This window comes from Amycolatopsis sp. NPDC004169 (genome assembly GCF_040610315.1).
Taxonomy (GTDB): Bacteria; Actinomycetota; Actinomycetes; order Mycobacteriales; family Pseudonocardiaceae; genus Amycolatopsis.
In genome coordinates, this window is record NZ_JBEXMD010000012.1 from 82,020 (window position 1) to 105,156 (window position 23,137).

Consider the following 23,137-nt stretch of genomic DNA (forward strand, 5'->3'; position numbering starts at 1 on the left):
GGCTCGGCCGCGTCGGTAACGGAAATTCCCACCATCCTGACCGTGACCTGCGTCACATCAAGAGGGTGTTACCTGAATTGCAGTTTGCGCTCTATAGACCGGCAAGAGACCCGGCCTGGACACCAACACGACGACACGACGGAGCCCAATGATGACAGGTCGCGACAACCCAAAACACGCACTGCCACCCGACGACGACACTTCCTGTTTCCGGTCGGCACACCCTCGCCGGCGTCAGCGGGTTCACCAGGTGCCGCGCAGTCACGGCGTTTCGTCCGCCGGAACCCCAGCGTCGGCCAGGAGACTGGCAGTTTCCCGTCGGATGGTCACGCCACGGTGAGCGACCGCAACAACCGAGCCCGCAAGACCAACGTCGCCGGCAGACGGGCGGTCACAGCCCGGCCCCAGCATCCCCATCGGAGGCGGCGCCCACGAGCGGTTCCGGCGAAGCCGTGGAGCAACGTCGTTGACGACTGCATTCGCAACGACAAGGTCCGCCGCGACATGCTGATCGCGCTAGCGATGGTGCTGATCGTCGTCGTGGTCGTGGCCTGCTTAGTCTCCGGCGCTGTGAGCCCGCTGATCCGCGAGGCCGCCAGCAACGGCGTCGCCCGCACTGTGGCTGGATCCTTGTTCGGCGGCGGACTCGCCTATAGCGGCCTGCGCCTGTACCGGCGCCGCACTCCCCGTGCCGCGCCCGCCACCAGAAAAATTGAATATTCAGCTTCTCCGCAACAAGTACGCCGTCGATGAACAACAGCTAGAGTCAATGCATTCCGCCTTTCGGGTCCTGACTGCCGTCCGCCCCTGCTCGAAGCCAGCGACGCCTCGAACTTCGCCATCTCGTCACACCTGACCGGTTCCGCTGGCATTGCGCCGGTCCCCGCAATTCCGGCATCGACCAGAACGACGCTTCATCGGGCGCGAGCACCGGTGCGTCCGCGTTCTGCTCGCCGATGTCCTTCTGGGCGGATACCACGTCGGCGGCCGGTGAGCGTTCGGCTGCCTGCACCGGCGCCGCGGCGACCACCATTGCAACTCGCGAGCGCTCCGAACGTCAGCAGCGACGCCGCAATCCACTTCGCGTACGAGGACTTGCCATCATATCGACACTTCCTTCATCGATGGCGCGCTTAACGGCCGCCTGATCGGAGTGCTCGTTCGAACGCGAGGGCAACTATACGTCGAAGCGCGCAAGGAAAGTGGACCTTCGTGTCGTGCCTTCTGATCACATCAGCCTGAGGCATGACCGCTGCTGGAGCCAGCCAGGCGACGTCGGCCATGAAGATTTTGGCTCGGGAGGAGCGCCCTCCCCAGTGCCTCCTCCCGAGCCGGGAATCCCTCTACCACCGGGGGTTTGGCAGCGGACCGGATCCCCAGAAGGGTCCACTGTGGTCGCTCCCTGTGGACCACCGTTGATCACCTTCTGAAACCAGAGTGCCCCACAAACCAGTAATTCGCCACAAGTGTGGCGGATTTTCTGGTAATAACTTTGGGTGTCAGGTCATGCGCGATGCGCAGCACCCGACGCAACCTCCCCGGTCGACCCCGACTGGCCGTGGCTGCAGCGCAGTGCAGCAGACCCGCGGTCCGGGGCAAGCCCACCGTCCACGGCGGACACCGCCTCTCGCCTGCCGCCGCCTTGCCCCGGATCCGCGGGGCCCGCTGGCGAAGGCCGCGTCCACCGCCCACCCGGGCGGAGCCACCGAGGAGGAACCCGTGCTCAAGTACTTCGTCTCCACCGACCGCACCCAAGGCGAGCGGGACAACGATTCCAACAGCGTTCCCGGCGTCGAACTCGTCGACCTCGCCAGCACATGCCACGACAATCCCGACAGCGCCATCTGCGGATGCGCACGCAGCTTCGTCGGTTTCGACACCCGCCAGGCCACCACGACGGCCGAGATCGTCGAATCCGACATGACCCCGACGGAGTACGTCGACCGCTTCTACGCCATGCTCCTCGCCCTCCGCTTCCAGGACACCCCGAAACTGCGCACTGACGCCACCAACGACGCGATGGAGATGCTCCGGATCGCGGCGCAGTGGCCCGTCGGCACCGTCGTCGAGCGTCGCAGCGACGAAATCCGCGTCCGCCGCTTCCCCGACGACACCTGAGCGCCCTCACCCTCTCCCCCTCCAGCACACTGCCTGAAGGAGTCTCATGTCCGAATCCGCCGACGCGCGGCACGCCCGCGCGTTCCTCCAGCACGCCGCCGAACCCACCACCCCGGTCATCGCCCACTACATCGCCGACATCGGGCCCGTCGACGCCGCCCACCACATAGCCGAACGCACCGCCCCCACCGAGATCCTGCACAAGTGCCGTCCCCACGTGAGCTGGCGTTCCGTCGACACCAGTCTCCAGACCGCCGCCGATCTCGGTGGCCGGTTCGTGATCCCCGAGGATGACGGGTGGCCGGCCGACGTCTTCGCCGGACTCAGCACTCTGGACGCCGACGGCGGCGCCCTGGGCGGGCCACCACTGGGCCTGTGGGTTCAGGGCGACGTACGGCTGGACGAGCTGGCGGCCGCGCCCTCGATCGCGATCGTGGGATCCCGGGCCGCCACCGCCTACGGCGAACACCACGCTGCCGACCTCGCCTACGGGCTGGCCGCACGAGGCGTGCCGGTGGTCTCCGGCGCCGCTTACGGCATCGACGGCGCCGCGCACCGCGGCGCCCTCTCCGCCGACGGCGTGACCGTCGCTGTGCTGGGCTGCGCGATCGACGTCGGCTACCCGGCCGGACACATCAGCCTGCTGAACCGGATCGTCAGCAACCGCGGCGCCCTCGTCAGCGAATACCCGCCCGGCACCCCGCCGGCGCGCCACCGCTTCCTCGCCCGCAACCGGCTCACCGCCGCCCTCACCACGGCCACCCTGATCGTCGAGGCCGGCCGGCGCAGCGGCGCCCACCACACCGCCCGCCTCGCCGGCACGCTCGGCCGGCCCGTCCTCGCCTTCCCGGGCCCGGTGTCCTCATCGACATCGGCAGGGTGCCATCAGCTGATCCAGGACGGCACCGCGCGCCTGGTCACCTCCGCCGTTGACGTCATCGCCGTCGTCAAGGAGGACAGCGGCGCCGGCACGGAACCGGAGACGGCCCACCCTGCGGATGAGGCCGGGCGACGCTAGCGCACGCTCCGGCGACGGCCCCCGGCTGACGAGGCCCTGGTGACGCCAGGGAGTGTCACGGGCCGCCGCCGGGACGCGCGCTCAGGCGGTGGCGGCTCACACCTGCGTGGGCCGCCACCGCCTCCCCGGCCTGCTCGCCGGAGAGGCCGATCTCCAGGAGCGCCGACCGTGACCTTGTACCTGACCCCCGGTGAACTGATCGGTTCCCTGCCGGACACCTGCGTCGACACCCTGCACGTCATCGCCCTGCCACCCCACACCCGCACCCGCCTCACCAGTCGAGGGCGCCTCACCACACCGACCGGCGCGGCGTTCCCCGTCACCCAGGTGCGCGGCATGACCACCCACGAGATCGCCGGGCACGTGCAGGCCGTAATCCCGGCCGAAGGCGACACCGACCTGGTCGTCGTCGTGATCACCGAGGAGCACGCCAGGGGCCGGCTTCCGCTGCGCGCCGCGATCGCCGCACTCGAGGCCGACCTGCACCCCGCCGGGCACACCATCCTCGGCCGCTACTGCGCCCCGAACACCCGCCCCGGCGCCCCGTGGCGCGACTACCGCCGCCCCACCCACCTCGGCACCGTCATCGCCCCGCGCACCGCCCTCGACTACGCCGCGCCCCTCCACCTCCTCGGAGACGCCCCAACCCCGACCTGGGGCCTGCCCTTCGCCCAACCCGGCGAGACCCTGCCCGCCCGCGTCAACCGCTTCACCCGCCGGGTCATGCCGCTGATGGTGCGCCGCGCAGACGAAGCCCACTGGCTCGTCGCCCACGCCACCACCCAGGCCGGCCGCGGCGAATTCATCGACACCATCGCAGCGTTCGCCGTCACCACCGCGCTGGCCGACAACACCGTCTACGGGCCCCTATTCCAGCCGCCGGCCGATCGGGACCCCCAGCGGGTCGAGCAGCTGTGGATGGCCCTCCACCGCGGCAGCACCGATCCCAGCGCTCGTGCCCGGCTGGCCACCCTGATCGCCGCCAGCGCCCTCCGCCGCGGCGACCGCCACCTCACCGCCCGGGCCCTGGTCCACGCCCACGGCGCACCAGGCGCAGCCACTATCGGACTGCTGTTCCAGCAACACGCCCGCGCCGACGTCGTCGAACACGAGCTGGACCTGGTCGCCGGCCGGATCGCCGCGACCCGCTGGTAGGACTAACGATCCCCACGCTGCTCGCCGCTCAGTGATGAACGTCCTTCCGCGCGTGATCTCATTCCAGCGCCGCAGGGCCGTCATCACCCTCAATATCTGTCCGCTTCAGCGCTTCAAGAATCCGGTGGGGTGCACACGCAAGCTCAGGATGATGGTTAAGTAGGAATTGCTGCGCCGGCGTCAGCTGCGAGACCGAGACAGCATCTTCCGTCTTGACAATTAGCACATTCCCGAGACGAATAACGGCGCTCTCGATCGACCCTAGGGACGCGATGACCGGTCCAATGCTCTGCAGCAGTTTTGAGGTGACGTCTGCATCAGGGGCAAGGACGAGACGCGTTTCGGCGGCGTGGGCTGCGACCAACATCGCCTCACGACCTGAGGGAGTGCGCAAATTATCTGCTACACCTGCCCACATCCGACGAAACCACGATCCCAAGATCGGGTCGTCACGGTCCTCAACATGCAGCCCCGCAGCCGCTAGAGCACGTTCGACGGCATCCTCGACCCGCTCATGGTCTCCCTCGTCCGACAGATAGATCGTGATCTCGAGCTTTGAGGCGGCCGCTCGATCAGGCACAGAATTCCTCGCGCGACCGGGCGAACCCAGCACCGTCCGACCTGCCCCTGTTGGATCAGAGGCGAATTGCCACCGGTTAGACGTCCTTGTTTCAAGAGAGGGATATTGACGATCCAGAACGCTCGCACCACCCCCATCCGGAGCGCGCATAGCTTCAACAAGAGACTCTTTATCGAAAGTGCCCGACCGACCATTTAGATAGATAGTCCGACTACCAGCGGTGATTCGAAGATTAGTGTCGTCGCGCACACGCATGAAGTCAAGAATGGCGGCGGCAAGGACCCTGAGCCTTCCAGCACCAAGCATCACGACAAGCGTAACCGCCGTCTGCTCTCCCCTATGCCCAATACCCGAGGGCCCCTGATCGACACTCACCCACAGTTCGGAATAAGAGCTTAGCCACTCCAACAACTGACGCCCCTTTCGATCAGCGTCATCGTCGTCAGCAATATCGATTCGCACACTCGTCGCTATACCCATCGTTCCACCCTCTGCCGTTGCCGACCCATTCGCCGCCTCGAGACTATGGTCGCGCTTACCGGGCGGGGCGTTACACCGGCTCAACCTATGCGCAACGCTACTATTCGTACGGAACAACAATCGACACGGATGGACTTGCCGAAAACCGGATGCCTGCCTAACGAGGAATGTCCCCTAGTTTCGCAACGAAGGAGAACCAATCTCCCCATGATCATCCAGACCGATTCAATCCGCACGATGCATACCCAAGGAACCGAAATGGCGCGCTCTAACGCGCTTTCCGACCATCCGTCGGCGGTTACGTGTTTGTCGTTCGGGCATCGCGGCGCGACCGGGCCGAGGGAACCAGGCCGACGCCGGCGGTGCACGGCCGCCGCTTCACGCCGCGGGCTCGTTCTGCAGTTCCGGGCCTGTGCACCGCCGGCGCTTGGCCTGGTGAGCCGTGGCCGTCCACCCGCGAGCCCGCCGCCCCGGCAGCGGTCCAGCGCCACAGTGAGAGGGCGATTCGTCGTGTCGAAGGAAACCAGTAAGTGGCTCAACAGCAACGTCCTCATCGGATTCACCGACAAACGCGGCCACGCCTGGCACTACCGCGCCGAAGACCAAGGCATCGAACCAAACCACTATCCCGGGCCGGTCCCCATCGCCGACGTCAAACGGCGCCTGTTCGACTGGACCGCCGAGCCGGCCCGGGTCCTCGTCGAAGACCGATTCGGGCTCCGCCTCGCCGAGCACCACCTGGGCGTCACCGCCTCCGACACCGGCGACATCCTCGCCATCCACACCGACGAATACGAGATCCACCAGTACAGCACCTGGCTGCTGGACAACGTCGCCGCCCTGCTCGACGACGGCCTCACCATCGGCTCCGCCGGCCTGCTACGCGCACGCCGGCAAGCCTGGGTCAGCGTCGAAATCCCGGACAACATCGTCACCCCCGAAGGAGTGGAGTTCCGGCCCAACCTGCTCGCCTGCTCCAGCCACGACGCCAGCCTCAAAACCCGCTACAAGCGCGTCGTCACCAACGTCGTCTGCGACAACACCATGGCCGCCGGGCTGCGCGAAGACGGCCAGGAACACGCCATCATCCACAAACGCAACAGCACCCTGCAGCTCCTCACCGCCCGCGAGGCACTGCAGATCATACACACCATCAGCGACGACTTCGCCGCCGAAGTCAAAAAACTCTGCCAGACCACCGTCACCGACCGAGCCTGGAAAGCATTCCTCGACGCCCACACCCCGATCCCCGCCGAACCGGGCCGGGGACGCACCAACGCCACCAACAAGCGCTCCGCACTGACCCGGCTGTGGACCAGCGACAGCCGGGTCAGCCCGTGGAGGAACACCGGCTGGGGCGTCGTGCAGGCAGTCAACACCCACCTGCACCACGAAGCCGTCATCCGCGGAGCCACCCGCGCCGAACGCAACATGACCCGGGTCATGCGCGGCGAGCTGGCCAAACACGACCGAAGCATCACTGCCACCCTGCGCAAGGTTCTCGCCGCGGTCTGAGCGCTCTCCCGGTCCCCGCCTTCGCTCGCCATTGCGCCACACAAGAGAACGGCTACGACTCCGTCCACGCCGCAGCCGACGCCCTCATCGGACCAACAGCCGATCACCCACTCTCGACCGACGCCGCGGTTCCCGACCACACGTGGCCTCGCGGGGTGGCGCGCGGCCTCGCCCACGCGACCAGGCCCCGCGACACCGGTCAAGGCCCACCCCACGATCACACCGTGCGCCGCCGAGACCGGGCCTTGACCGGTGCCACCGCAGGCCTGGGTGTCCCGAAGTCGTCCACGCACCACCCACGTAAGGCCACCTGAATGAACCGGGATCCCTGAGTTCGGCACGCCCTGCGCCGGGCACGCCGAACCCCGGTTCGGGTTGGCCGGGTCAGCGCACGCGCCGCGCTGACCCGGCCGGCCCCCTTTCGCCGCCCACCTTGTCCTCGGAGGTCCGACCATGCCGCGCACAACCGAACTGACGCCCACCGAACGGGAAGTCCTCCTCGACCTCGCGCGGGGTCTGAGCAACATCCAGATCGGACTGAAGCAGTTCCGGTCACCCGAGACCATCCGCACCCACGTGAAGAACATCCTCGCGAAATTGAAAGCCCGCAACCGCGCGCACGCCGTCGCCATCGCCTACGAGACCGGCATCCTCCGATGCCCGGTACCCCATCTGCCGCTGACGCAGGCGACACCACGCCGGTCCTGCGCGCCGCTGCCCGCACCACATCGGCACATCAACCCCGCAACCCGAGCGATCAGCCGGCCCGAAAGGCGCGCGCAGCCATCGGAGGGACGCCGATGACCGAGGACCGTCGCCCCACCGCCGCACCGACCTACCTCGACGACCCCGATCTGCAGCTCGTCGTCGACGACGCGGATGCCGACGCCGATGCCGATGCCATAATCGGCGAACTTCTCGAGCGGGATCCCGCCGACGCGCACGCCGTCGTGCGGGGCGCGGCGATGTTATTCGCGGCCAAAGCGGGCACGGCCGCCGAGTGCTTGGCCACATCGTTGACCTGGCTCTACGGCTAATCCGCTCGCCGTGCCCCACGCCGAGCTGACCATGGGCGGCGCGCCTACGTGCTGACCGACCACGCCCGACTCAGGTAGTACGTAGGTCACCGAGAGTGACCGCCTGCGTCGGGGCGGGGTGTGGAGGAGGCACGGCGGACGGATGAGTGAGCTGGGCAGCCGGATGCGGGCGGCGCAGGACGCCGCCGGTGTCAGCCTGTCATCCATGGCGGCCCGCACCCCCTACAGCAAGACCTACCTGTAGCAGCTGGAAGCCGGTGAACGCGTCGTCAAACCCGAGCACGTGACCGCCTACGCCACCGCTCTGGGCATTGCAGTCGACGCACTCTACGGCTCACCGCTGGAGCCGCTGTAGACCCTCTGGACCGCCCGTGACGACCTCCCGGGCGAGGCCGAGCGGCACCGGGTCACCGCGCTGTTGAACCGTCCTCGGTCTGACGACCGGGTCGCGCTCGGCACCCTGGCCGACGTTCTCGCCGTAGTACGCCTGATCGAAGACGACGCCGGCGCCGAGCACGTCATCCCGCTGGTCAATGCTCAAGTGCAGCTGGTCGAGCGGTTCACGACGAAGCACGCTCCGGCGTCCGGTCGGTAGCCGTCGGGCTCCGGATCCGGGCGCGCTGCGGCCCGCGGTGGAGCAGGCCGACCTGGCCGGGGTCGATGCGGTGATGGCGCCGCTGGACCGGGCGGCCATGGCGTTGCCGGACCCTCATCCCGACCACTGGTGGACACCGTCCACCCGCAACTGAGCGCTTACGCCGACCGGATCCTGCACCAGGAGCCCGGGGACGACTGGCTGCGCAACGTCACGGTGCTCGCCCGCCGGCACCGGGCCGCCAAGCTCGCGGCCCGGTGGCAGCACGCAGGTCGAGCGGCGCAACTGGGACGGCTACCTGGAACGGGAGACCGTCCTGTGGCACCTCATGCAGCCCGCGCTGCACGCGGTGCTGATCGAGCACGCCGGCGGCCACGCCTCCGGCGCGCTGGTCGAGCTCAACGGGCAGCCGATGCGCGTAGCCACCGGGATCTGGGGCCCCTCCGGACCGCCGACCGGCTACCACTTGGTCCCGCCGGCCTCCTCCGGCGGGATCCTCAACCGGGTCCGGGTCGACGCCGACCAAATCGCCCCGGCGCCGACCTGGCCGTCGAGCCGGACTTGCCGCCCGAGGAGCGAACCCCGGAGCTGTGGGTCATCTTCCGAGACGATCACCACGACCTTGAAGGCAAGAACCACCAGCTTGCAGCGATGATCGGGCGCCTCCTGGCGACACGAAGATCGACGGGTACGGCGTGAACTCGTTGGCCTGGGCGCTGACCGGTGTGCCGCCGGAGGGGAGCACGCTGACCCAGGAGCTCGACAGGCTCGGCGTCACGCTGCACGAACAGTGGCCGGCCACCTGGCGGTAGCCGGTTGACCTGATGCCGCGGCGAAGGGCGCTTCTCACTACCAGGGTGTCCAGTCGAGCCAGGTGAGTACGCCTACGACCGTGCCGCCAATGGTGGCCATCCCGACGATGAGTGCGCCGGGCTTGCGCCAGCGTCGCCAGAGGCCACGTGTCTTCCCGTCGTCATCCGTAGCAGGCGCCCCGATGGTCACCGAGTTCGAGCCCCCGCCGCTGGCACGCTGCGGCGTGTAGTTGATCGTCGCGCGGTCTCCGGTGACCACGAACTGCACGGCCTGGTCTGCAGCGGCCTTGTCCGGTACCGCCTGTCCGTCGGGGGTCATGGACTCCAGTTCTGCGACGAGTTCCGCGAGCGCAGTGCGGACTCGGACGAGCAGCCCCTGAAGCGACGCCCGCGGCACTTCCCAGAAGATCGCGGCCACGCGGGAGTTACGGCCCGCATTGATGTGGTTGAGGAGGGAGACGAGATTTCCCGACCAGCCGGGGCTGAAGTGGAGCATCTCGTCATCGCGGGCGACGTAGGCCTCCAGCTCACCGATGCCGCTGTTCATCGTCGCGATTTCCCACTCGGTCGTGTCCCGGATGGGGTCGGGAATGTCACTGGCGTACAGGCGCTGGCGCATCGGGTTGTAGCCGGCGTCGTTGGTGATCTGCGCGAGCAGCGGCGCCGGAAGCTTGCGATAGTCCGGCAGATCGTCTTCGCCGGCGTAGCCGTTGAGCTCGCGTCGGGCCCAGTCCCGCATCTTCTCGGAGCCGGCTTGTCCGCCGAGGACGATACTTGTGCAGCAGCGAGGCCAGTGAGACCGTCTCGTCGACCACGCCCGCCTGGATGTCGGCGAGCAGCCTGTCACGCTTGTTTGGCATGGCCCATTCTCGCACCCGGGTGTCCGGTTCCCCCGGCATGGGCGACGTCCGCGTCGACCAGCCCGTGTCGGCGTTGCGGCCAGTCAGTCAGGTCGTCCGCGACACCGGGCAGCTCGTGATCCAGTCCTGCGCGGCTACTGCTCGGCGTGGGTGGCGCGACACCCACCTCGTGACACTTCGACTGCTGTGACACGTGCCGGACACGCGCGACATCGACAACGTCGGAAACCTCACCCAAGATGGTTTCCAGGAGTGCTGGCCGCTGTTTCACCTGATTCGGGGCGTCACACGCTCCCTACGGCCTCATATCAGCGACAGCTGTTCGGCGTCGGGGAAGTCGAAGGAGACCACTTGTTCGGCGGAGACCTGACCTGTGCCGACGAGCAGAGCGGCTTCGCGGGCGTTCAGCGCGAATACGACGACGCCGCGAGGCAGCCGGTGCAGCGACGGTGGGCTGGGCCGAAGCACCCCGAAGAGCCGGTTGCGCACGTAGACCGCCGTGCCGAACGCGTACTCGGCTTCCGGGCCGGCCGCGACGAAGAAGATCGTTCGGGTCCGTTCCCGCAGCCACACGTATTCGGTGACCTTGTCGCGTAGTTCGTGCTGCCGGGTCTCGGAGATCTCGGCGTGCCACCCGAGGCTGGCGTCCGCTTCGATCCGCTCCTGGCGTAGGCGCTCTCGCTCGGCAACCTGCTCTGCGGCCTGCCGCCGGCGTTCTTCCTCCTCTCTGCGCCGCCGTTCGCGCTCGGCTTGAATCGCCCACTGCCGCTGCTGCTCGGCGCGCTGCTCCTGCAGCCGGGCCCGTTCAGCCTCGCGTTCGATCTCACGCTGCTGTTCCTCGGCCTTCCGGCGCGCCTCGGCTTTCTCCTGCTGCTGTTGCTTCCATGCCTCCTGGCGCCGCCGCATCCCCTCGTGGCGCGCTTCGGCGTCGATACTCGCGTGGCTGGCCCAGATCGCCCGCCGCCGTGAGGAGCTGGTGGCGCTGACCCGGATCCGCCGGTACCGGGGCAGGACCTCGTGGAACACCACCGTCTCGTCCTGGACCCGGCGGATGAATTCGACCAAGGCCAGGCGCCGGGTCATGCCCCATGAGCCGATCTTGAAGTAGAAGTCCGCCGTGCTGTCGATGACAGCGACCTCGCCGGCGTCCTCGGTCACCCGGATCGACGGCACGATCCCGATCCATGGCGGCCAGGACGGGCTGACCCAGCACACCTCGACGTCGTCGGCCTCGTAGCGGCGGGTGCGGTAGCGGATGTCGTCGTCCGTGATCGGCGAGACCTGCGCTTCCCAGGCGATCCGGCGGCTGCCGTCCGGCGAGGTGGCCAGCACATCGGCGCGCCAGGCGCCGTCGGGGCCCGTGACCTCGAGCTCGGCTTTCCAGCCGGTCTCACGCACCGCGGTGGCCAGCGCGAGTTTCAGCTGATGGTGCTCCAGAGACTCGCTCAGCCAGGCGCAGTCGGCCGGGCGGCCGGGGTCGTGAGCGAAGTAGCGCAGGCCCCGGGGCGAGACCTTGGCGTGCACGCCGTGCCCGCACTCCCGGCAGCGCAGCGCGATCCGTGGCCGCACCTTGTGCACCAGGTCCCAGGCCAGCCCGCAGCCGAGATCGGACAGCGTCGCATCGACGCGGCCGGCATCGGGGTGGAGGGCGGAGAACGCCATCAGCGGTCCCGGGGCGGGCTGCCGTCGGGATGCTGGTTGGCCCAGGACAGCGCGCCGAGGTCGAGCTGGTGCTGGGCGCGGGTGACCGCGACGTAGGCCAGGCGGGACTCCATCTTCTCGGCCTCGGCCGCGATGGCCTTGTTGAACGCGATGTAGCGGCCCTGCCAGCAGGTGGCCTTGCCCAGCATCGTCAACGTAGTCGTCTTCCCGGTCCCGGCGCCGGCCTGCAGCACCAGGTGATCACCATCGCGGAACGCCGCAACCGCGGCGTCCTGCTCCGGTGTAGGACGTCGAGCCGACATCGCACTCCCTCCCCTGAAACGATGGGCGAGCACACGATCACACACGGGTACGACATTTTTCGACGCCGGCGACTTGGACCGGATCCGCTCCGGTGTCTACCAGTGATCCGGCGGTGGCCGTCCATTCGCGCTCGATCGCATCCGTGACGCCCGCAGCGTGCTGACGGTCGTGTGGTTCAGCGGGGTGTTCGTGGTCCGGGGGTGTCGGGGAGGCGGAAGGCGGAGGGGACGAGGTCGGGGGCGGTGCCGCCCATGGCGGCGATGGTGTTGGTGAGGCGGGCGACGTCGTCGAGGATGGCCGGTGGGAGGGCGTTGAGTGATTGGGGATGCCGGTGCAGTAGCTCGAGCAGGCGGGTGAGGGCGGAGAATTGCCGGTTGACGTCTTCGCTGCGGGCGGCGGCCCGCACGGCGCGCAGGTGCGGCTCGAAGAGGCCGGTGAGCAGGTCGGCGGCGATTCCGCGGTCGGGGTCGGGAAGCTGGTCCCAGGAGGCGGGCACGTGCGCGGGGGGAGGCTCGAGCGCGTCGGCGTAGACGATGTCTTCCAGCGCCTCCGGCAGTGCGTGGGCGAGGCGGCTGATCAGCGGCGTGGCATCGGCAAGCTGGGCGGCGAAGCGGTGGTGCCGGCGCCGGTGCTGGCGTGCTGCTTGAGGGTCCCGTTCGCTGCTGCCGGAGGCGTGCACGGCTTGCAGCCGCAGGAAGCGTTGCTCGGCGGCCTGGCGGCTGCCGAGGGACAGCTGCCCGGCGATGTCGCTCCAGCTCAGCCCGGCGCGCCGGGCGCCGGTGAGCAGGCCGAGTTCGATTTCGTCGAGCTGATGGCGGGCCAGCGGGATGAGGCTGAGCGCGGCGCTGAGTTCTGGTGCGTGCACCGCATCGGCGATGCTGGAGTGCGGTTCGGCGACCTGGTGCAGCAGCTGGGTGAGCTTGCCGGGCCGGTTCGCGAACCGGCGGCCGCCGATCGCGCGCGCGAGGTCCGCCGCCCGGCGTAGCAGGGCGTCAAGGTCCAGACCAGTGTTTCCCATGTCCGCCACCTCAGTTCGATCAACGATCCGTTGACGTTTGGCGTCAACATTATGTTGACATACTACACGTTTGGCCTAAGTACCTTCGCGGTATCGTTGATGCCACATACTGAGCGCCCGCATACCGCGTAAGCCGTTACTCAGCGCCGACACGCGGCCCGTTCGCGTCGGACGGCGCGTAACGGTTACAGAACCTTCAGCATGCAACTGTGATGTGACCTAAGACACGTCGCGAGGTTGTAGTACAACTGTCACCCTTGCCGGGTAACAGCTATGCCCCCATTCGGGTGATTACCCCGGATGGCAGATCGACCGAAGAACAAAGAGAAACGCCCGCCGGCCTCACACTGGCTTGCGTGAACCCGACGGGCGCTTCGTCCGTGAAGCAGGTAGTACCTAGCGGCGGCGCCTCGAACGCCATAGTGCCGCTAGACCCAGCAGTGCACGCGAGACCCTGGCGATCCACGTCAGGGTCTCGCTATGCGAGGCCTCTGCGCACAGTTCCACCGCAGTCGCGGCAGCCTGAGCAACGCGGATCGCGCTGAGCACGCGGTCCTGTTTCCGATCTTCCTGTCCCTCGCCACTACTGGCTGGAGCGGGGGACGGGTCCGGCGGCTCACCCATCGAGCGAACGCCCTCCTTTCCGGGTGGAAACGTGAACAGATGTTCACGCCGCGGCGGAGAACATCCCCACCCGGAAATCGAGGCGGCGCACGCGTAGTGTTCCGCTGTCCGAGAACAGTACCTGGCCGTGGTGACACACGGCACGCAGCGGCGCCCCGTTCGTGCTCACGAAGCGATATCCGGTGGCCATCCTGCGCCGAGTGGGAGGTGGGTCCGACTACCGCATCGCGACAACACGCGTTCTCGTCGAAACTCACCCTGGCCAGCAGAAAGAACACGACCAGCGCGGCCGGTGACATCGGTGTCATCCAGCTCAGCTGTGGTCAATCGGGAGATCCTTCACGGGAGTCACAACTACTCTTCGTAGCGGATTACGTGGTTGTCAAGCACCCCGACAGCCCCATCCGGCGTATTTGCGGTAGCAATTCGTAGCGATCAAGAGATCACCACAACCGTCGGTTATGCACGTGCATTCGCTCATGCACGACCATTCTGTGTCGATTTCCGACCGAACGTCACCGTGGGAAATAAGTTCCGTCCGCGGGATACGGCGCGGTCAATGCACGTCCTGCCGCGGTCAACGGTCGGATCGCGGCCTTGGCGAGGTTGTACCGGAGCCCGGGCCAGCGTAGTTCGCTGCTGCACCCGGCCTGCGCAGTAACGTCGGCGACTCGCCTCCCGGGCCTTCGAGTACACGACCAGCCGCGACCGCAGCAGCCACGTAGAACGGCCTGGGCTGCAGCAATAGCGGGCTGGCCTGCGTGGCGGCTGGTGACCGTCCGCACCCCCGGCCGTGGTGCCGGCTCATCGGCCAGATCGAGCGGAACTTCAAGAACGAGCCGATCAAGCCGTACGTGGCGCTCCTTCACGGCGGGCAGAGCCGGCACCACCTCGGCCAGGAGATCATGCCGACGCCACTGTGGCTGTTCTGACCACCGGGTATAGAACCTCGGCTTGGTGCAGAGCAGTCGTCGGCGAGGCCTTCGCGGGCTCGTCGCACCCCGATGAGTGCGACCCGGGGCACTCGCTGATCAGCTCACGCGGCGGCACCAGGCTCGCGCCGCGCAGCACCGAACAGGCGCCACATGACCTTGACCGGGTGGCTTACCCGGAACCCGGGATTCCAGGTTCCGGGGTTGACCAGGAAAAAGCTACGGTTCGATGCCCGCGATCAGGCCCTCCACCAGTCGGCGAGCAGGTCGCGCTCGGGTGCAGGTGTGCGCCTGCGGGCGAATCTGTGAGCGAAGACCGCCGCGGTCGCGATGCCGAGCACGAACAGCATCACCGACACCGTCGCGATCACCGAGCCGGGCGTGTCGTAGCGGAACGCGTCGAGCAGCCAGAAGATGCTGGCAGAGTTGATGATCGCCGCGATGATGGCGACCACCTGGATCCAGGCGAACGCGGCCTGCAACCCGCGACGCCTACCGAACCGACGTCGGCCTCGACACCCGGGCTCGACGGCCGCCGGAGGCTCATCGGCTGGTGGGGGTTCGGTGGGCGTGGAGGGCTGATCCTTGAGGTCGTCGTGGAAGGCGGGGGTGAGCGGCAGCTCGGGGCCGACGTCGGGGCGCATCGTGACTGCCTCGGCGCGGTCCCGGTCGAGCTGGTCCCACTGGCGCAGGACGAACTCGGTCTGCGGCTCGCTGAGCGCGCACGTCCGCAGCAGCACGTAGAGCTGGTCGCGGTTGCGTGGGAGTGCGTGCCGCTCGGCGTCGATGAGGTTGTAAAGCTGTGACCGGCTGATGCCGGCCTGGCACGCCAGGCGCAGCTTCGGGATGCCGGACTTCTCCACCAGGTAGCGCAGCACGTTGGCCAGCTCGACGCAGGTGGTGATCCGCAGCTCGAAGTCGGAGACGTCCAGCTCCTCGGGCCGCCACACCGGTAAGCCCAAGACGTCGTCGCTGTCCTCGGCGACCGCCATCATCGCGACCATCTTGTCGACGATCGCCTCCGGCACCCCGCACGCACGCAGCAGCCGCCCGAGCGCGAAAGACTCGATCATCACCCGCGTGCCGGCGAACCTCTGCAGGACCTCGACCGGAAACCCGGCGCGGCGGGCGGCCGAGGCCGGAGTGAACCCGGCCTCGGCCAATGCCTTGATCGTCTCGTGATGCGTCTGCAGCCAGATCTCGCGCACACGCGCCGGCTGGGCCCTGACCGCCCGGAACTTGACGGTGCCCTCGGCGGGCTGAGTCAGCTTCGAGGCGGCGATCAACGACCTCGCCTGCTGCGCCCGCACGGCCATCTCCCGCTGCCGCTGGTGCAGCTTCTCCAGCCGCTGGTGTTGCTGCACCACCACCAGCTCGTGCTCCTGCATGAACTGCCTGAATGACGCCACGTCGGTGAGCCGGGTCGGCAGCTCTCGCACGTTCCGAAGCGAGGCCCTCACCGCGGTGGTCACTGCTGCCCCAGCAGGCGGATGAGCTTGCCGAGCCCGTTGGGCAGGTAGATGACTCCGCCGAGCACCGCGGTGCTGCACGCCGCGAAGATCAGGGCGTCGCGCGGCGGGAAGCCGGTCTGCATCAGGTACGCGAGGTAGCCGAAGACGACCAGCGTCATGAAGACCAGCGGGTAGGTGACGGGCGCCTTGCCGGGCCGCGGGTCCCCGCCGGCCCCGAGGGGGGACGTGTTCGTCCAAAACATGCGGTACTCCTTCGAACTGCTGTAAGGCCCTGGACCGGCGGGTGCGCGACAGCCCAGGGCGTTGTACTTCTGCCTGGCCGGAGGCTTGAAGGTCTCCGTCCCCCAGACGCCGGCTTGCCGGCCGGTGCCCGGGTCCGGCAGCCTCGCACCAGGTGCTGCCGGTCGAAAATCATCCTCCCACGTCACCCCGACAACGTGGCAAACCGCGTGGGCGGCAATTGCCGCCGGAAGTGTCCAAGTCACATCGTGAACTGACCAACTTCAGGGATGTCTCGTCGAGGTAACTCGGCTAGTAAACCCCTGTTCGAGGGGTGTAATAGATGCATTCCCGCAGGTAGGCAGCGGGGGGCGACTGTCCAACTCGACTTGAGCTAGGTGTGCGCGCTATGCGACGCTAGGCGAGGCGTCGGCCGGAAAATACGTTCGGCCGACACTCCCTGAATTGCTGTGACTATGCCTGGCCGGAGCATCAGGGCACCCGGTGCCTCGCCGTTGCCGCGGCGACCACCACACGCGAACCCCGGCGAGCACACGCTCGCCGGGGTTTCGCATGATGATCCACCAGCCTTACCCCCCGGCAGCCCATTGCCGATCGCCGACCTCGATCATCTCCCGCAGCTTCGCCAGCGCCCGGTACTCCTGCCCCCGCACCCGCCCTGGCGAGATGCCCAAGGCCTCCGCGGTCTCGGCGAGAGAAAGGCCGACGACCACGCGCAGGCTCACGATCTCCTGCTGGTTCCGCGGCAGCCGGCTCATCAGCCGCTCCAGGCGCGCCCCGAGGTCGAGGGCCACGGCGTTTCCCTCGGGTCCGACGCCCGCAGCCGCTTCCTCCGGCAGGTCGGGGACGGGCTTGGACTTGTCCTTGGAGACCGCGTTGAACGCGTCGGCGACCTTGTTGGCCGCGATCGCCCGGACCAGGTAGAGAAACGAGCCGCCGCGGTCCTCATAGCTGGGCAAGATCTTGAGCACGGCCAGACAGACCTCCTGGGCGACGTCGTCGGCCGACAGGTAGGACAGGTCGCGGCCGCCCATGCGCGCGCGGCAGTAGCGCACGACGACCGGCGCGATCACTCCCAGCAGCTCATGCACTGCGACCGGGTCCCCCGAGTGCGCTCGGTGGACCAGCGGGTCGAGGCTTTCCTTAGTGAGCCGGCCACCGGTCGTGGGCCGGCGTCCGCCCGGTCCGCGGCTGCCGCCGTCGGCCGCGGGCCGGAAGCCCGCGGCAGGTCGCTCAGCGTCCACAAGCACTCGCAACTCCCCTCGCGGAACCGCCCGCTCCACCAGCCGACGACGGCACCGCGGAGTCGTCCCCGGTGGCCATCAGGCCACGACCCCGGCCGTGGCTACCCGCCCGGCCCGCAGGTTCGCCGACCGCACCAGCGCCATCGCCGTGCCCAGGACGTCATAGCGGCTGGTCAGCCGCTCGATCTCGCCGTCGCGCAGGTTGATGACGCGCAGGAACACGTCCATCTGCTCCGACCTCGGCAGCGTGGTGCCGGCCAGCAGCCGGCTCAGCGTGGCCCGCGACATCGCCTTCGCAGTGTCGCCTTCAGCGGCACACAAACGGGCCATCCGGCGCAGCACGTCCGTCGGCCCGAGATCGTTTTTGAGCATGGCCTTGCGCAAGTCCAGCGCGAACTCGCCGAGCGGGTCACCCGACCGGGACGGGTTGTTCTTCGTGAACTCCTCAAGCGCGGCCGCCCACCACAGCTCGTGGGCGTGACCTTGCGGAGCCCCGATACCGCTGGCGATGCTGCGGACCAGCCGCAACCGGGGCAGCTCGGTCCCGCCGAGCGCGCTCGACACCGCGCTGACGGAATACATCGACGCAGCGGCAACCCGCTCGAGCGGGATGTCACCGACGTGCTGGCGCAGCCATTTCTTCAACGCGGTGATCGCCGGCCCGGCATCTGCCGGCAAGGCCGATTTCCTGCGACCCGCACGCACACGGGACGCAGACATGGATCTGCCAGAGTGGATAGGCAACAGACCTCCAATGGTCAAACGTTCAGGCGAGGAAGTCCCATGCCGAGAGATCTCTGGGTTGCCGCCCAGGGTGCAGACCCACTCGACAGGGGCCAAGTTGCCGAAGATCCTCGCCTATATGCGTGATCACCAGCAACCGTCTGTCACAATCTCCGGAATAGCCTTTACCGAAACGCAATTTCCACGGCACGTCTCACGCGCGTGTCGATCTGGCGGTTATGTTCCACTTGGTTGTGGTGATCGTGTGCGCCTAGGTTCATTTTCCTGCCAATGTCTCACAGGCGAGGCGCAGGACAGCCGTTTAGCCTGGTCAGCGCTCCATTTTCCCCGTTTGCCTCAGAAGAAGCAGAAAGCCAAACAGTACGGGGATTACCGCTTCGTATGGCTAAGAACCTCCGTCACCCGTTCAGGCGAGGCTCAACGCCCGAGAGGCACTGTTGCCGCAGTCCTCTCACCACTTCCACGGGTCGCCCGGGTCATACCCGACCCGGGCGACCGGAAGCTGCCCGGCACGGTGGCGCCTCGCGTGTGGCGCCGGGGCTTTCGAACGTCCTCACGGTAGAATCGGTTTTCGATTTACCGCGCGGCGCTCATCTCGGTCACTGGCGTCACCGGCTGGTGAAAACGGAGGTTCGTTCGGTGCCGTTGTGCACCTGGAACACCCCGTCGCGGATTTCCCTGGACCGGGCCAGGATCCGGCTTCTCAGGCCGGGCGGCCAGATCGTGTCCTCCGTCCACACCACGCCCGCCACCGCGTTGAGATCGTGGATCTTCAGATGGGACAGGTCCGCTCCAGAGGCATCGATCTCACCGCCAGGCGAGCAGAGTTGGCGAGCGCGGGAACGTGCATGGGAGAGTTCGGAAGCGACCCAGCTGCAGATATAGCTGATGTCCTCCAGGGCATAAGGGTGCACCGCGGCAAGAGACAGGTCGTTGGCGCGGTCCTGGGCGCGGGTAAGCACCGCGATGAGGGCTTCCTCGACGTCGACGTCGAGGACACGGCGGAAAGCCCGGTCCAGGTTCGGGCCGTGGCCGTGGACGAGGTCGCGTGCGAACACGAAGGCAGCCTCGACCTGGCGGACGAGCTCCCTGATCTCGACGTCGAGGGCATGGAGGAAGCCAGGATTGTCCTTGAATTCGCATTCGGATTTGATTTCGGCAGCGAGGTTGTGCGCGAAGTCGATGTCGCGGAGGAGACGATGCGCCCCGACACGCCAGGCAATCATCTCGGCCGGCCGGTCGAGCGGATTGCTCGCGCCGCGCTTGTGCTGTTCGGGGGGCGGCATGAGGCCTTCGGCCGCCGTGCCGGTCATGACCGCAAGCAGGGTGGTGGTGGAATCGACTTTTCCCTGGATGTGCTGCAGGAGTTCGCTGTCCGCGGCGGCCAGCAGCGCGTTGAGCTGGTCGTCGGTGAGGTCGTGCTGGTGGTCAGCGTCGCCGAGGTTCATCGTGTGCTCCTCCCTCCACGGTGGCGGCTGCGGCGAGATGGCGTTTGAGCTTCGCTCGCGCGGAGCGGGCGACGTCCCGTATTTTCTGCTCGGTCAGGTCGACGAGACCGGGGATGTCGACCGGCCGGAACCCATCGGTCAGGTAGGCCATCACCTCCCGCTCGAGCGGATTCAGGCAGCCGAAGGCGTCGAGCACGGTGTGGACCTGGACAGTGAGCTCGCCCGGCTCCACACCGGCAGCGGGCCGGTCCGGCATCGCGACGCCCGGCTCGACGAGGGGACGGCAGCGCGGCCCGGGCGGCCGGCGGAACCGGCGCAGCGCCACGGTGCGGATCCACCCGCGCTGGTTGACCCGTGCCCACTCCTCGGGCCGCGTGACCATCTCCCGCCACGACTCGACGAACGCCTCCTGCGCCGCGTCGCGGGCGTCCTCCAGACCGGCCGGTCCGGCCTTCATGACGAACCGGATCACCAGCGCCCACTCGGCGTCGTAGAGGTCGATCCACTGGGTGCGCATCGCCTCCATCCTGGCGGCCCCGCCTTGCCTGGGGTAACCCGGTCGCACCGGAGCGCCGGTCGGGTCCGGCTGGTGCTCATCGCCGGCCATCGGCAGTCAGGCTTTCCGCGGGCGTGCTGCCGCCGACCTCGATGGCCAGCCCGCGGGCACCAAGATCAATCAGCCGGCTCCCCGGCGGGAGGTGACGTACGTGGTCGGCACGGGCGCGCTCCCGAGCTTGCTGCCAGCTGACCCGGCTGCGTGCCCAGGCCGTGACGACCGTCCCGATCAAGCTCGTGGCCGCGGCCACCGCCGTCGCGAGAAAGACGGGTTCCACCAGCTACCTCCTCTACTCCCGCCTGGTGCGGGTGCTCGATGGGTAGGTGGCGGAAAACCATCAAGATCGGGGAACCACGGGCCAAGATCTTTTCGGCAGTTCCCCGGCCCGCAGGTATCGAGGAGACGCCGTCCGAGAAATCGGATGCTGGTATTCCGGTCGGGCCGACGCACTCTAGCGGGGCCTGGCGTCGGCAGAAGCCCGCCCGATCACGATCACTGCGCCCGGTCGTGCGGTCGGGGCGGGCTTGCCGCCGACACGGGCGGCCCCGCTGGGGCGAGTGCGTCCCGACCGGGACACCCGCACTCCGATTCTTCTCACACCGCAACGCGGTGATGGAGAAGCGAGCGGTGCGGGGTTCGTGGCCGGTCACCGGATCCGTTTCCGGTGACCGGCCGGTCCGTGTGAAGGAGCACCTTCGTGACCAGCACGATGAATCTGCCGACCCAGCGCGACACCGGCCACCCGACGGGAACACCGGACGCCGACTTGATTACGACCGACCTTCCCGCCTCCGATCTGGACGGCGCCCCCGCCGACACGGTCCCCGACGGCGACACGTCCTCGTCCGACGTCGAGGAGACCCCGCTCGACGAGCTGTCCGACGAGGACCGCGCGGCGCTGCACGCGCTGTGGGACGCCGAGATTGACACCATCGTCCGGGCCGACCCGCACACCGTGCTGCTCGCGGAGAACGTGCGGACCACCGACGCTGAGGCCGACGAGGACACCACGGCGAACTTCAAGACCCACGGCGTCAAGACCGCGGTCAACGGCTACCGCGACTACGACACCGGCGCCATCGTTGTCACCGAAGGGCAGCGCCGCGTCCTCAACGCCCGCGAAGCCGGCTGCACGGTGCCGGTTTGGATGAAGACCCCGCCGCCGGCCGACGAGCGCAAGGCCACCATCGAGCGGATCGTCAACCAGTTCATCGAGAACGACCCCGCTCTGCGCCGGTCCCTGACTCTGGCCGACACCGCCCGCGCGCTGCAGCAGCTCGCCGCGTTCAACCTCAAGCCCGCCGGGATCGCCCGCAAGCTCGCGCTGGGCAGGCAGGGCAAAACCTACGTCGAGAACGTCCTGCGGGCCGGGCAGAGCGAGCTGGCGCTCAAGGCCAGCGAACGCTACGACCTCGATCTGCTGCAGGCCGCGGTCATCGCCGAATTCGACGAAGCCGGCGACACCGACACGGCCAAGGAACTCATCCTCACCGCGCGTACGGCGCCGAACAACTTCGCCCAGCTCGCCGAGCGCAAGCGCACCGAACGCGCGGACAAGCAGCGGCTCGCGGCCCTGACCGAGGACCTCACCGAGGAACTGACCGCCGCGGGCGTCACGATCTTCGACCAGACCCTGCCCGACGACGGGGACGCGCGCTCGCTGGACCGGCTGCGCCCCACCCCCGAGGACGAACCCCGCACCGAGCTGAGCGCCGAGGACCACGCGTCCTGCCCGGGACACGGCGCCTGGATCGAGACCGACCACCACGACGAGCAGGGCAACCAGATCCCGGTGGCCGTCTACGGCTGCGCCGACTTCCTCGCCCACGGTCACGCCCTCAGCTACGCCCCGGCCGGCCGCGCAGACTTCACCCCCGTCCCCACCAGTACCGGCACGTCCGTCGACGACGAATCGTCCGAGGACGAGCAGGCCGATGAGGTCGCGGTCGCGCGCGCCGCCCACGCCGCCGCCGAGCTGGAGCGTCAGAAGGCGCGGATCATCCGCAAGTGGGTGATCCAGAACAACAAGGACTGGGACGCCTCCGCAGCGCCGCGCCGGAAATGGCTCGTCGGGCTGCTGCAGCGCAAGACCGCGCCGCAGGGCGCACAGCTGTTCCTCGCCCTGCAGAAGGCCCACGGCGGCTACGCGCTGCGGCGCGCGTTCGAGCGCAACCACCCACTGGCCATGACGCTGCTCTACCTGCCGGACGGGGCCACGCTCGCCGACCTGACCAGCAAGGTCGCCAAGGCCCCCACGGCGGGGAAGGCCACCCTCTATGACCTGTTCCTCACCCTCTGCGCGATCGAGGCGGATCTCTCCCGCAACAGCTGGCGCAGCCCGTGGGACTCCGCGCAGGCGTACATGGCCGCGATCATCGGCTGGGGATACCCCGCCTCCGACGTCGAGCGGAAGGTGATCGACCCGGAAACCGAGCAAGAGGTCATCGCCGCGCAGCTCGGCGACCTCGCCGCCGACCCGACGATCGACGGCGGCACGACCGCCGAGGGTGATGAGTCCGGCGGGGCCGAGATCGATAACCCCACCGCCGTGGTCGACGACGTCGACGACGCGGGCGCGGACGAACAGACCGGCGCGCAGACCGACCACGCCGATGGCGACGCCGCCGACGGCACCGATCCGGAGGCGGTCGAGCAGGACACCGCGGCCGAGGCGGAACTGATCGGCGCCGCGATCTAGCCCGGACCGTCGGCCGCACTCGGTTC

At 68.2% G+C, this 23,137-nt stretch carries 22 protein-coding genes; 9 read left to right on the top strand and 13 right to left on the bottom strand.

The window, feature by feature from the left end; translation table 11 throughout:
* Window positions 1-336 precede the first annotated feature (336 nt).
* The 4 genes from ABZX11_RS18500 to ABZX11_RS18515 all read left to right on the top strand — a co-directional run bounded on the left by ABZX11_RS18500 (window position 337) and on the right by ABZX11_RS18515 (window position 4,291).
* The gene (locus ABZX11_RS18500; RefSeq protein WP_354914299.1) at window positions 337-753 is read left to right on the top strand and encodes a hypothetical protein; all 417 of its coding nucleotides are present in this window, start codon (window positions 337-339) and stop codon (window positions 751-753) included.
* A 966-nt stretch (window positions 754-1,719) separates the two neighbouring features.
* On the top strand, window positions 1,720-2,118 hold the full coding sequence (locus ABZX11_RS18505; RefSeq protein WP_354914301.1) for a hypothetical protein: 399 nt from the start codon (window positions 1,720-1,722) through the stop codon (window positions 2,116-2,118).
* Window positions 2,119-2,164: 46 nt separating this feature from the next.
* On the top strand, window positions 2,165-3,136 hold the full coding sequence (gene dprA / locus ABZX11_RS18510) for a DNA-processing protein DprA (protein ID WP_354914303.1): 972 nt from the start codon (window positions 2,165-2,167) through the stop codon (window positions 3,134-3,136).
* A gap of 168 nt (window positions 3,137-3,304) precedes the next feature.
* The gene (locus tag ABZX11_RS18515; RefSeq protein ID WP_354914305.1) at window positions 3,305-4,291 is read left to right on the top strand and encodes a DUF4192 family protein; all 987 of its coding nucleotides are present in this window, start codon (window positions 3,305-3,307) and stop codon (window positions 4,289-4,291) included.
* Between the two features lie 58 nt (window positions 4,292-4,349).
* On the opposite strand, the gene ABZX11_RS18520 is transcribed toward ABZX11_RS18515, so the two are convergent.
* Window positions 4,350-5,351 carry a hypothetical protein gene (locus tag ABZX11_RS18520; protein ID WP_354914307.1) on the bottom strand — a complete coding sequence of 334 codons (1,002 nt, stop codon included), beginning with the start codon at window positions 5,349-5,351 and terminating at the stop codon, window positions 4,350-4,352.
* A 207-nt stretch (window positions 5,352-5,558) separates the two neighbouring features.
* Between ABZX11_RS18520 and ABZX11_RS18525 the strand changes: the two genes are divergently transcribed.
* The 3 genes from ABZX11_RS18525 (at window position 5,559) to ABZX11_RS18535 (ending at window position 7,903) form a co-directional block, all read left to right on the top strand.
* Window positions 5,559-6,866, top strand: coding sequence for a DUF932 domain-containing protein (locus ABZX11_RS18525; protein WP_354914309.1), 1,308 nt, complete (start codon window positions 5,559-5,561; stop codon window positions 6,864-6,866).
* 453 nt (window positions 6,867-7,319) lie between these two features.
* Complete coding sequence (locus ABZX11_RS18530) at window positions 7,320-7,670, top strand: LuxR C-terminal-related transcriptional regulator (protein WP_354914311.1); 351 nt, start codon at window positions 7,320-7,322, stop codon at window positions 7,668-7,670.
* Window positions 7,667-7,903, top strand: a complete 237-nt coding sequence (locus tag ABZX11_RS18535; protein WP_354914313.1) for a hypothetical protein — start codon at window positions 7,667-7,669, stop codon at window positions 7,901-7,903. Before ABZX11_RS18530 ends, ABZX11_RS18535 begins: the two co-directional genes overlap by 4 nt.
* A gap of 334 nt (window positions 7,904-8,237) precedes the next feature.
* Here ABZX11_RS18535 and ABZX11_RS18540 read toward each other — a convergent pair whose 3' ends face one another.
* From ABZX11_RS18540 to ABZX11_RS18560, 5 genes are all read right to left on the bottom strand, one after another.
* Complete coding sequence (locus ABZX11_RS18540; protein WP_354914315.1) at window positions 8,238-8,477, bottom strand: hypothetical protein; 240 nt, start codon at window positions 8,475-8,477, stop codon at window positions 8,238-8,240.
* A gap of 870 nt (window positions 8,478-9,347) precedes the next feature.
* Window positions 9,348-10,157 carry a hypothetical protein gene (locus tag ABZX11_RS18545; RefSeq protein WP_354914317.1) on the bottom strand — a complete coding sequence of 270 codons (810 nt, stop codon included), beginning with the start codon at window positions 10,155-10,157 and terminating at the stop codon, window positions 9,348-9,350.
* A gap of 316 nt (window positions 10,158-10,473) precedes the next feature.
* A complete protein-coding gene (locus tag ABZX11_RS18550) occupies window positions 10,474-11,832 on the bottom strand; it encodes a competence protein CoiA family protein (RefSeq protein WP_354914319.1) in 1,359 nt (452 codons plus the stop codon).
* Window positions 11,832-12,134, bottom strand: coding sequence for an AAA family ATPase (locus ABZX11_RS18555; RefSeq protein ID WP_354914321.1), 303 nt, complete (start codon window positions 12,132-12,134; stop codon window positions 11,832-11,834). The genes ABZX11_RS18550 and ABZX11_RS18555 overlap by 1 nt, the downstream gene beginning before the upstream one ends.
* 176 nt (window positions 12,135-12,310) lie before the next feature.
* Entirely contained in the window at window positions 12,311-13,153 is an 843-nt protein-coding gene (locus tag ABZX11_RS18560; protein ID WP_354914323.1) for a hypothetical protein, read from the bottom strand.
* Between the two features lie 1,385 nt (window positions 13,154-14,538).
* Here ABZX11_RS18560 and ABZX11_RS18565 point away from each other — a divergent pair.
* A complete protein-coding gene (locus ABZX11_RS18565) occupies window positions 14,539-14,709 on the top strand; it encodes a hypothetical protein (protein WP_354914325.1) in 171 nt (56 codons plus the stop codon).
* Window positions 14,710-14,948: 239 nt separating this feature from the next.
* On the opposite strand, the gene ABZX11_RS18570 is transcribed toward ABZX11_RS18565, so the two are convergent.
* From ABZX11_RS18570 to ABZX11_RS18600, 7 genes are all read right to left on the bottom strand, one after another.
* On the bottom strand, window positions 14,949-16,148 hold the full coding sequence (locus ABZX11_RS18570; RefSeq protein WP_354914327.1) for a hypothetical protein: 1,200 nt from the start codon (window positions 16,146-16,148) through the stop codon (window positions 14,949-14,951).
* A gap of 29 nt (window positions 16,149-16,177) precedes the next feature.
* Window positions 16,178-16,423 carry a hypothetical protein gene (locus ABZX11_RS18575; RefSeq protein WP_354914329.1) on the bottom strand — a complete coding sequence of 82 codons (246 nt, stop codon included), beginning with the start codon at window positions 16,421-16,423 and terminating at the stop codon, window positions 16,178-16,180.
* A gap of 567 nt (window positions 16,424-16,990) precedes the next feature.
* Window positions 16,991-17,548: a sigma-70 family RNA polymerase sigma factor gene (locus ABZX11_RS18580; RefSeq protein ID WP_354914591.1), complete on the bottom strand. Its 558-nt coding sequence runs from the start codon at window positions 17,546-17,548 to the stop codon at window positions 16,991-16,993.
* Window positions 17,549-17,743: 195 nt separating this feature from the next.
* Window positions 17,744-18,385 (bottom strand): hypothetical protein, encoded by a 642-nt coding sequence (locus ABZX11_RS18585; RefSeq protein WP_354914331.1) that lies wholly within the window; start codon window positions 18,383-18,385, stop codon window positions 17,744-17,746.
* A gap of 632 nt (window positions 18,386-19,017) precedes the next feature.
* Entirely contained in the window at window positions 19,018-19,857 is an 840-nt protein-coding gene (locus tag ABZX11_RS18590; RefSeq protein ID WP_354914333.1) for a hypothetical protein, read from the bottom strand.
* Window positions 19,838-20,374, bottom strand: a complete 537-nt coding sequence (locus ABZX11_RS18595) for a hypothetical protein (protein ID WP_354914335.1) — start codon at window positions 20,372-20,374, stop codon at window positions 19,838-19,840. The genes ABZX11_RS18590 and ABZX11_RS18595 overlap by 20 nt, the downstream gene beginning before the upstream one ends.
* A 76-nt stretch (window positions 20,375-20,450) precedes the next feature.
* Window positions 20,451-20,690, bottom strand: a complete 240-nt coding sequence (locus tag ABZX11_RS18600) for a hypothetical protein (RefSeq protein WP_354914337.1) — start codon at window positions 20,688-20,690, stop codon at window positions 20,451-20,453.
* Window positions 20,691-21,110: 420 nt separating this feature from the next.
* On the opposite strand from ABZX11_RS18600, the gene ABZX11_RS18605 reads away from it, so the two are divergent.
* On the top strand, window positions 21,111-23,111 hold the full coding sequence (locus ABZX11_RS18605) for a hypothetical protein (protein WP_354914339.1): 2,001 nt from the start codon (window positions 21,111-21,113) through the stop codon (window positions 23,109-23,111).
* The last annotated feature ends 26 nt before the right edge of the window (window positions 23,112-23,137 follow it).

Bases quoted from the DNA above. Each gene is read 5' to 3' on its own strand.
- ABZX11_RS18575 (WP_354914329.1), bottom strand. From the start codon at position 16,423: ATGTTTTGGACGAACACGTCCCCCCTCGGGGCCGGCGGGGACCCGCGG.
- ABZX11_RS18550 (WP_354914319.1), bottom strand. From the start codon at position 11,832: ATGGCGTTCTCCGCCCTCCACCCCGATGCCGGCCGCGTCGATGCGACG.
- ABZX11_RS18595 (WP_354914335.1), bottom strand. From the start codon at position 20,374: ATGCGCACCCAGTGGATCGACCTCTACGACGCCGAGTGGGCGCTGGTG.
- dprA (WP_354914303.1), top strand. From the start codon at position 2,165: ATGTCCGAATCCGCCGACGCGCGGCACGCCCGCGCGTTCCTCCAGCAC.
- ABZX11_RS18590 (WP_354914333.1), bottom strand. From the start codon at position 19,857: ATGAACCTCGGCGACGCTGACCACCAGCACGACCTCACCGACGACCAG.
- ABZX11_RS18530 (WP_354914311.1), top strand. From the start codon at position 7,320: ATGCCGCGCACAACCGAACTGACGCCCACCGAACGGGAAGTCCTCCTC.
- ABZX11_RS18535 (WP_354914313.1), top strand. From the start codon at position 7,667: ATGACCGAGGACCGTCGCCCCACCGCCGCACCGACCTACCTCGACGAC.
- ABZX11_RS18555 (WP_354914321.1), bottom strand. From the start codon at position 12,134: ATGTCGGCTCGACGTCCTACACCGGAGCAGGACGCCGCGGTTGCGGCG.
- ABZX11_RS18520 (WP_354914307.1), bottom strand. From the start codon at position 5,351: ATGGGTATAGCGACGAGTGTGCGAATCGATATTGCTGACGACGATGAC.
- ABZX11_RS18525 (WP_354914309.1), top strand. From the start codon at position 5,559: ATGATCATCCAGACCGATTCAATCCGCACGATGCATACCCAAGGAACC.
- ABZX11_RS18560 (WP_354914323.1), bottom strand. From the start codon at position 13,153: ATGGGAAACACTGGTCTGGACCTTGACGCCCTGCTACGCCGGGCGGCG.
- ABZX11_RS18585 (WP_354914331.1), bottom strand. From the start codon at position 18,385: ATGTCTGCGTCCCGTGTGCGTGCGGGTCGCAGGAAATCGGCCTTGCCG.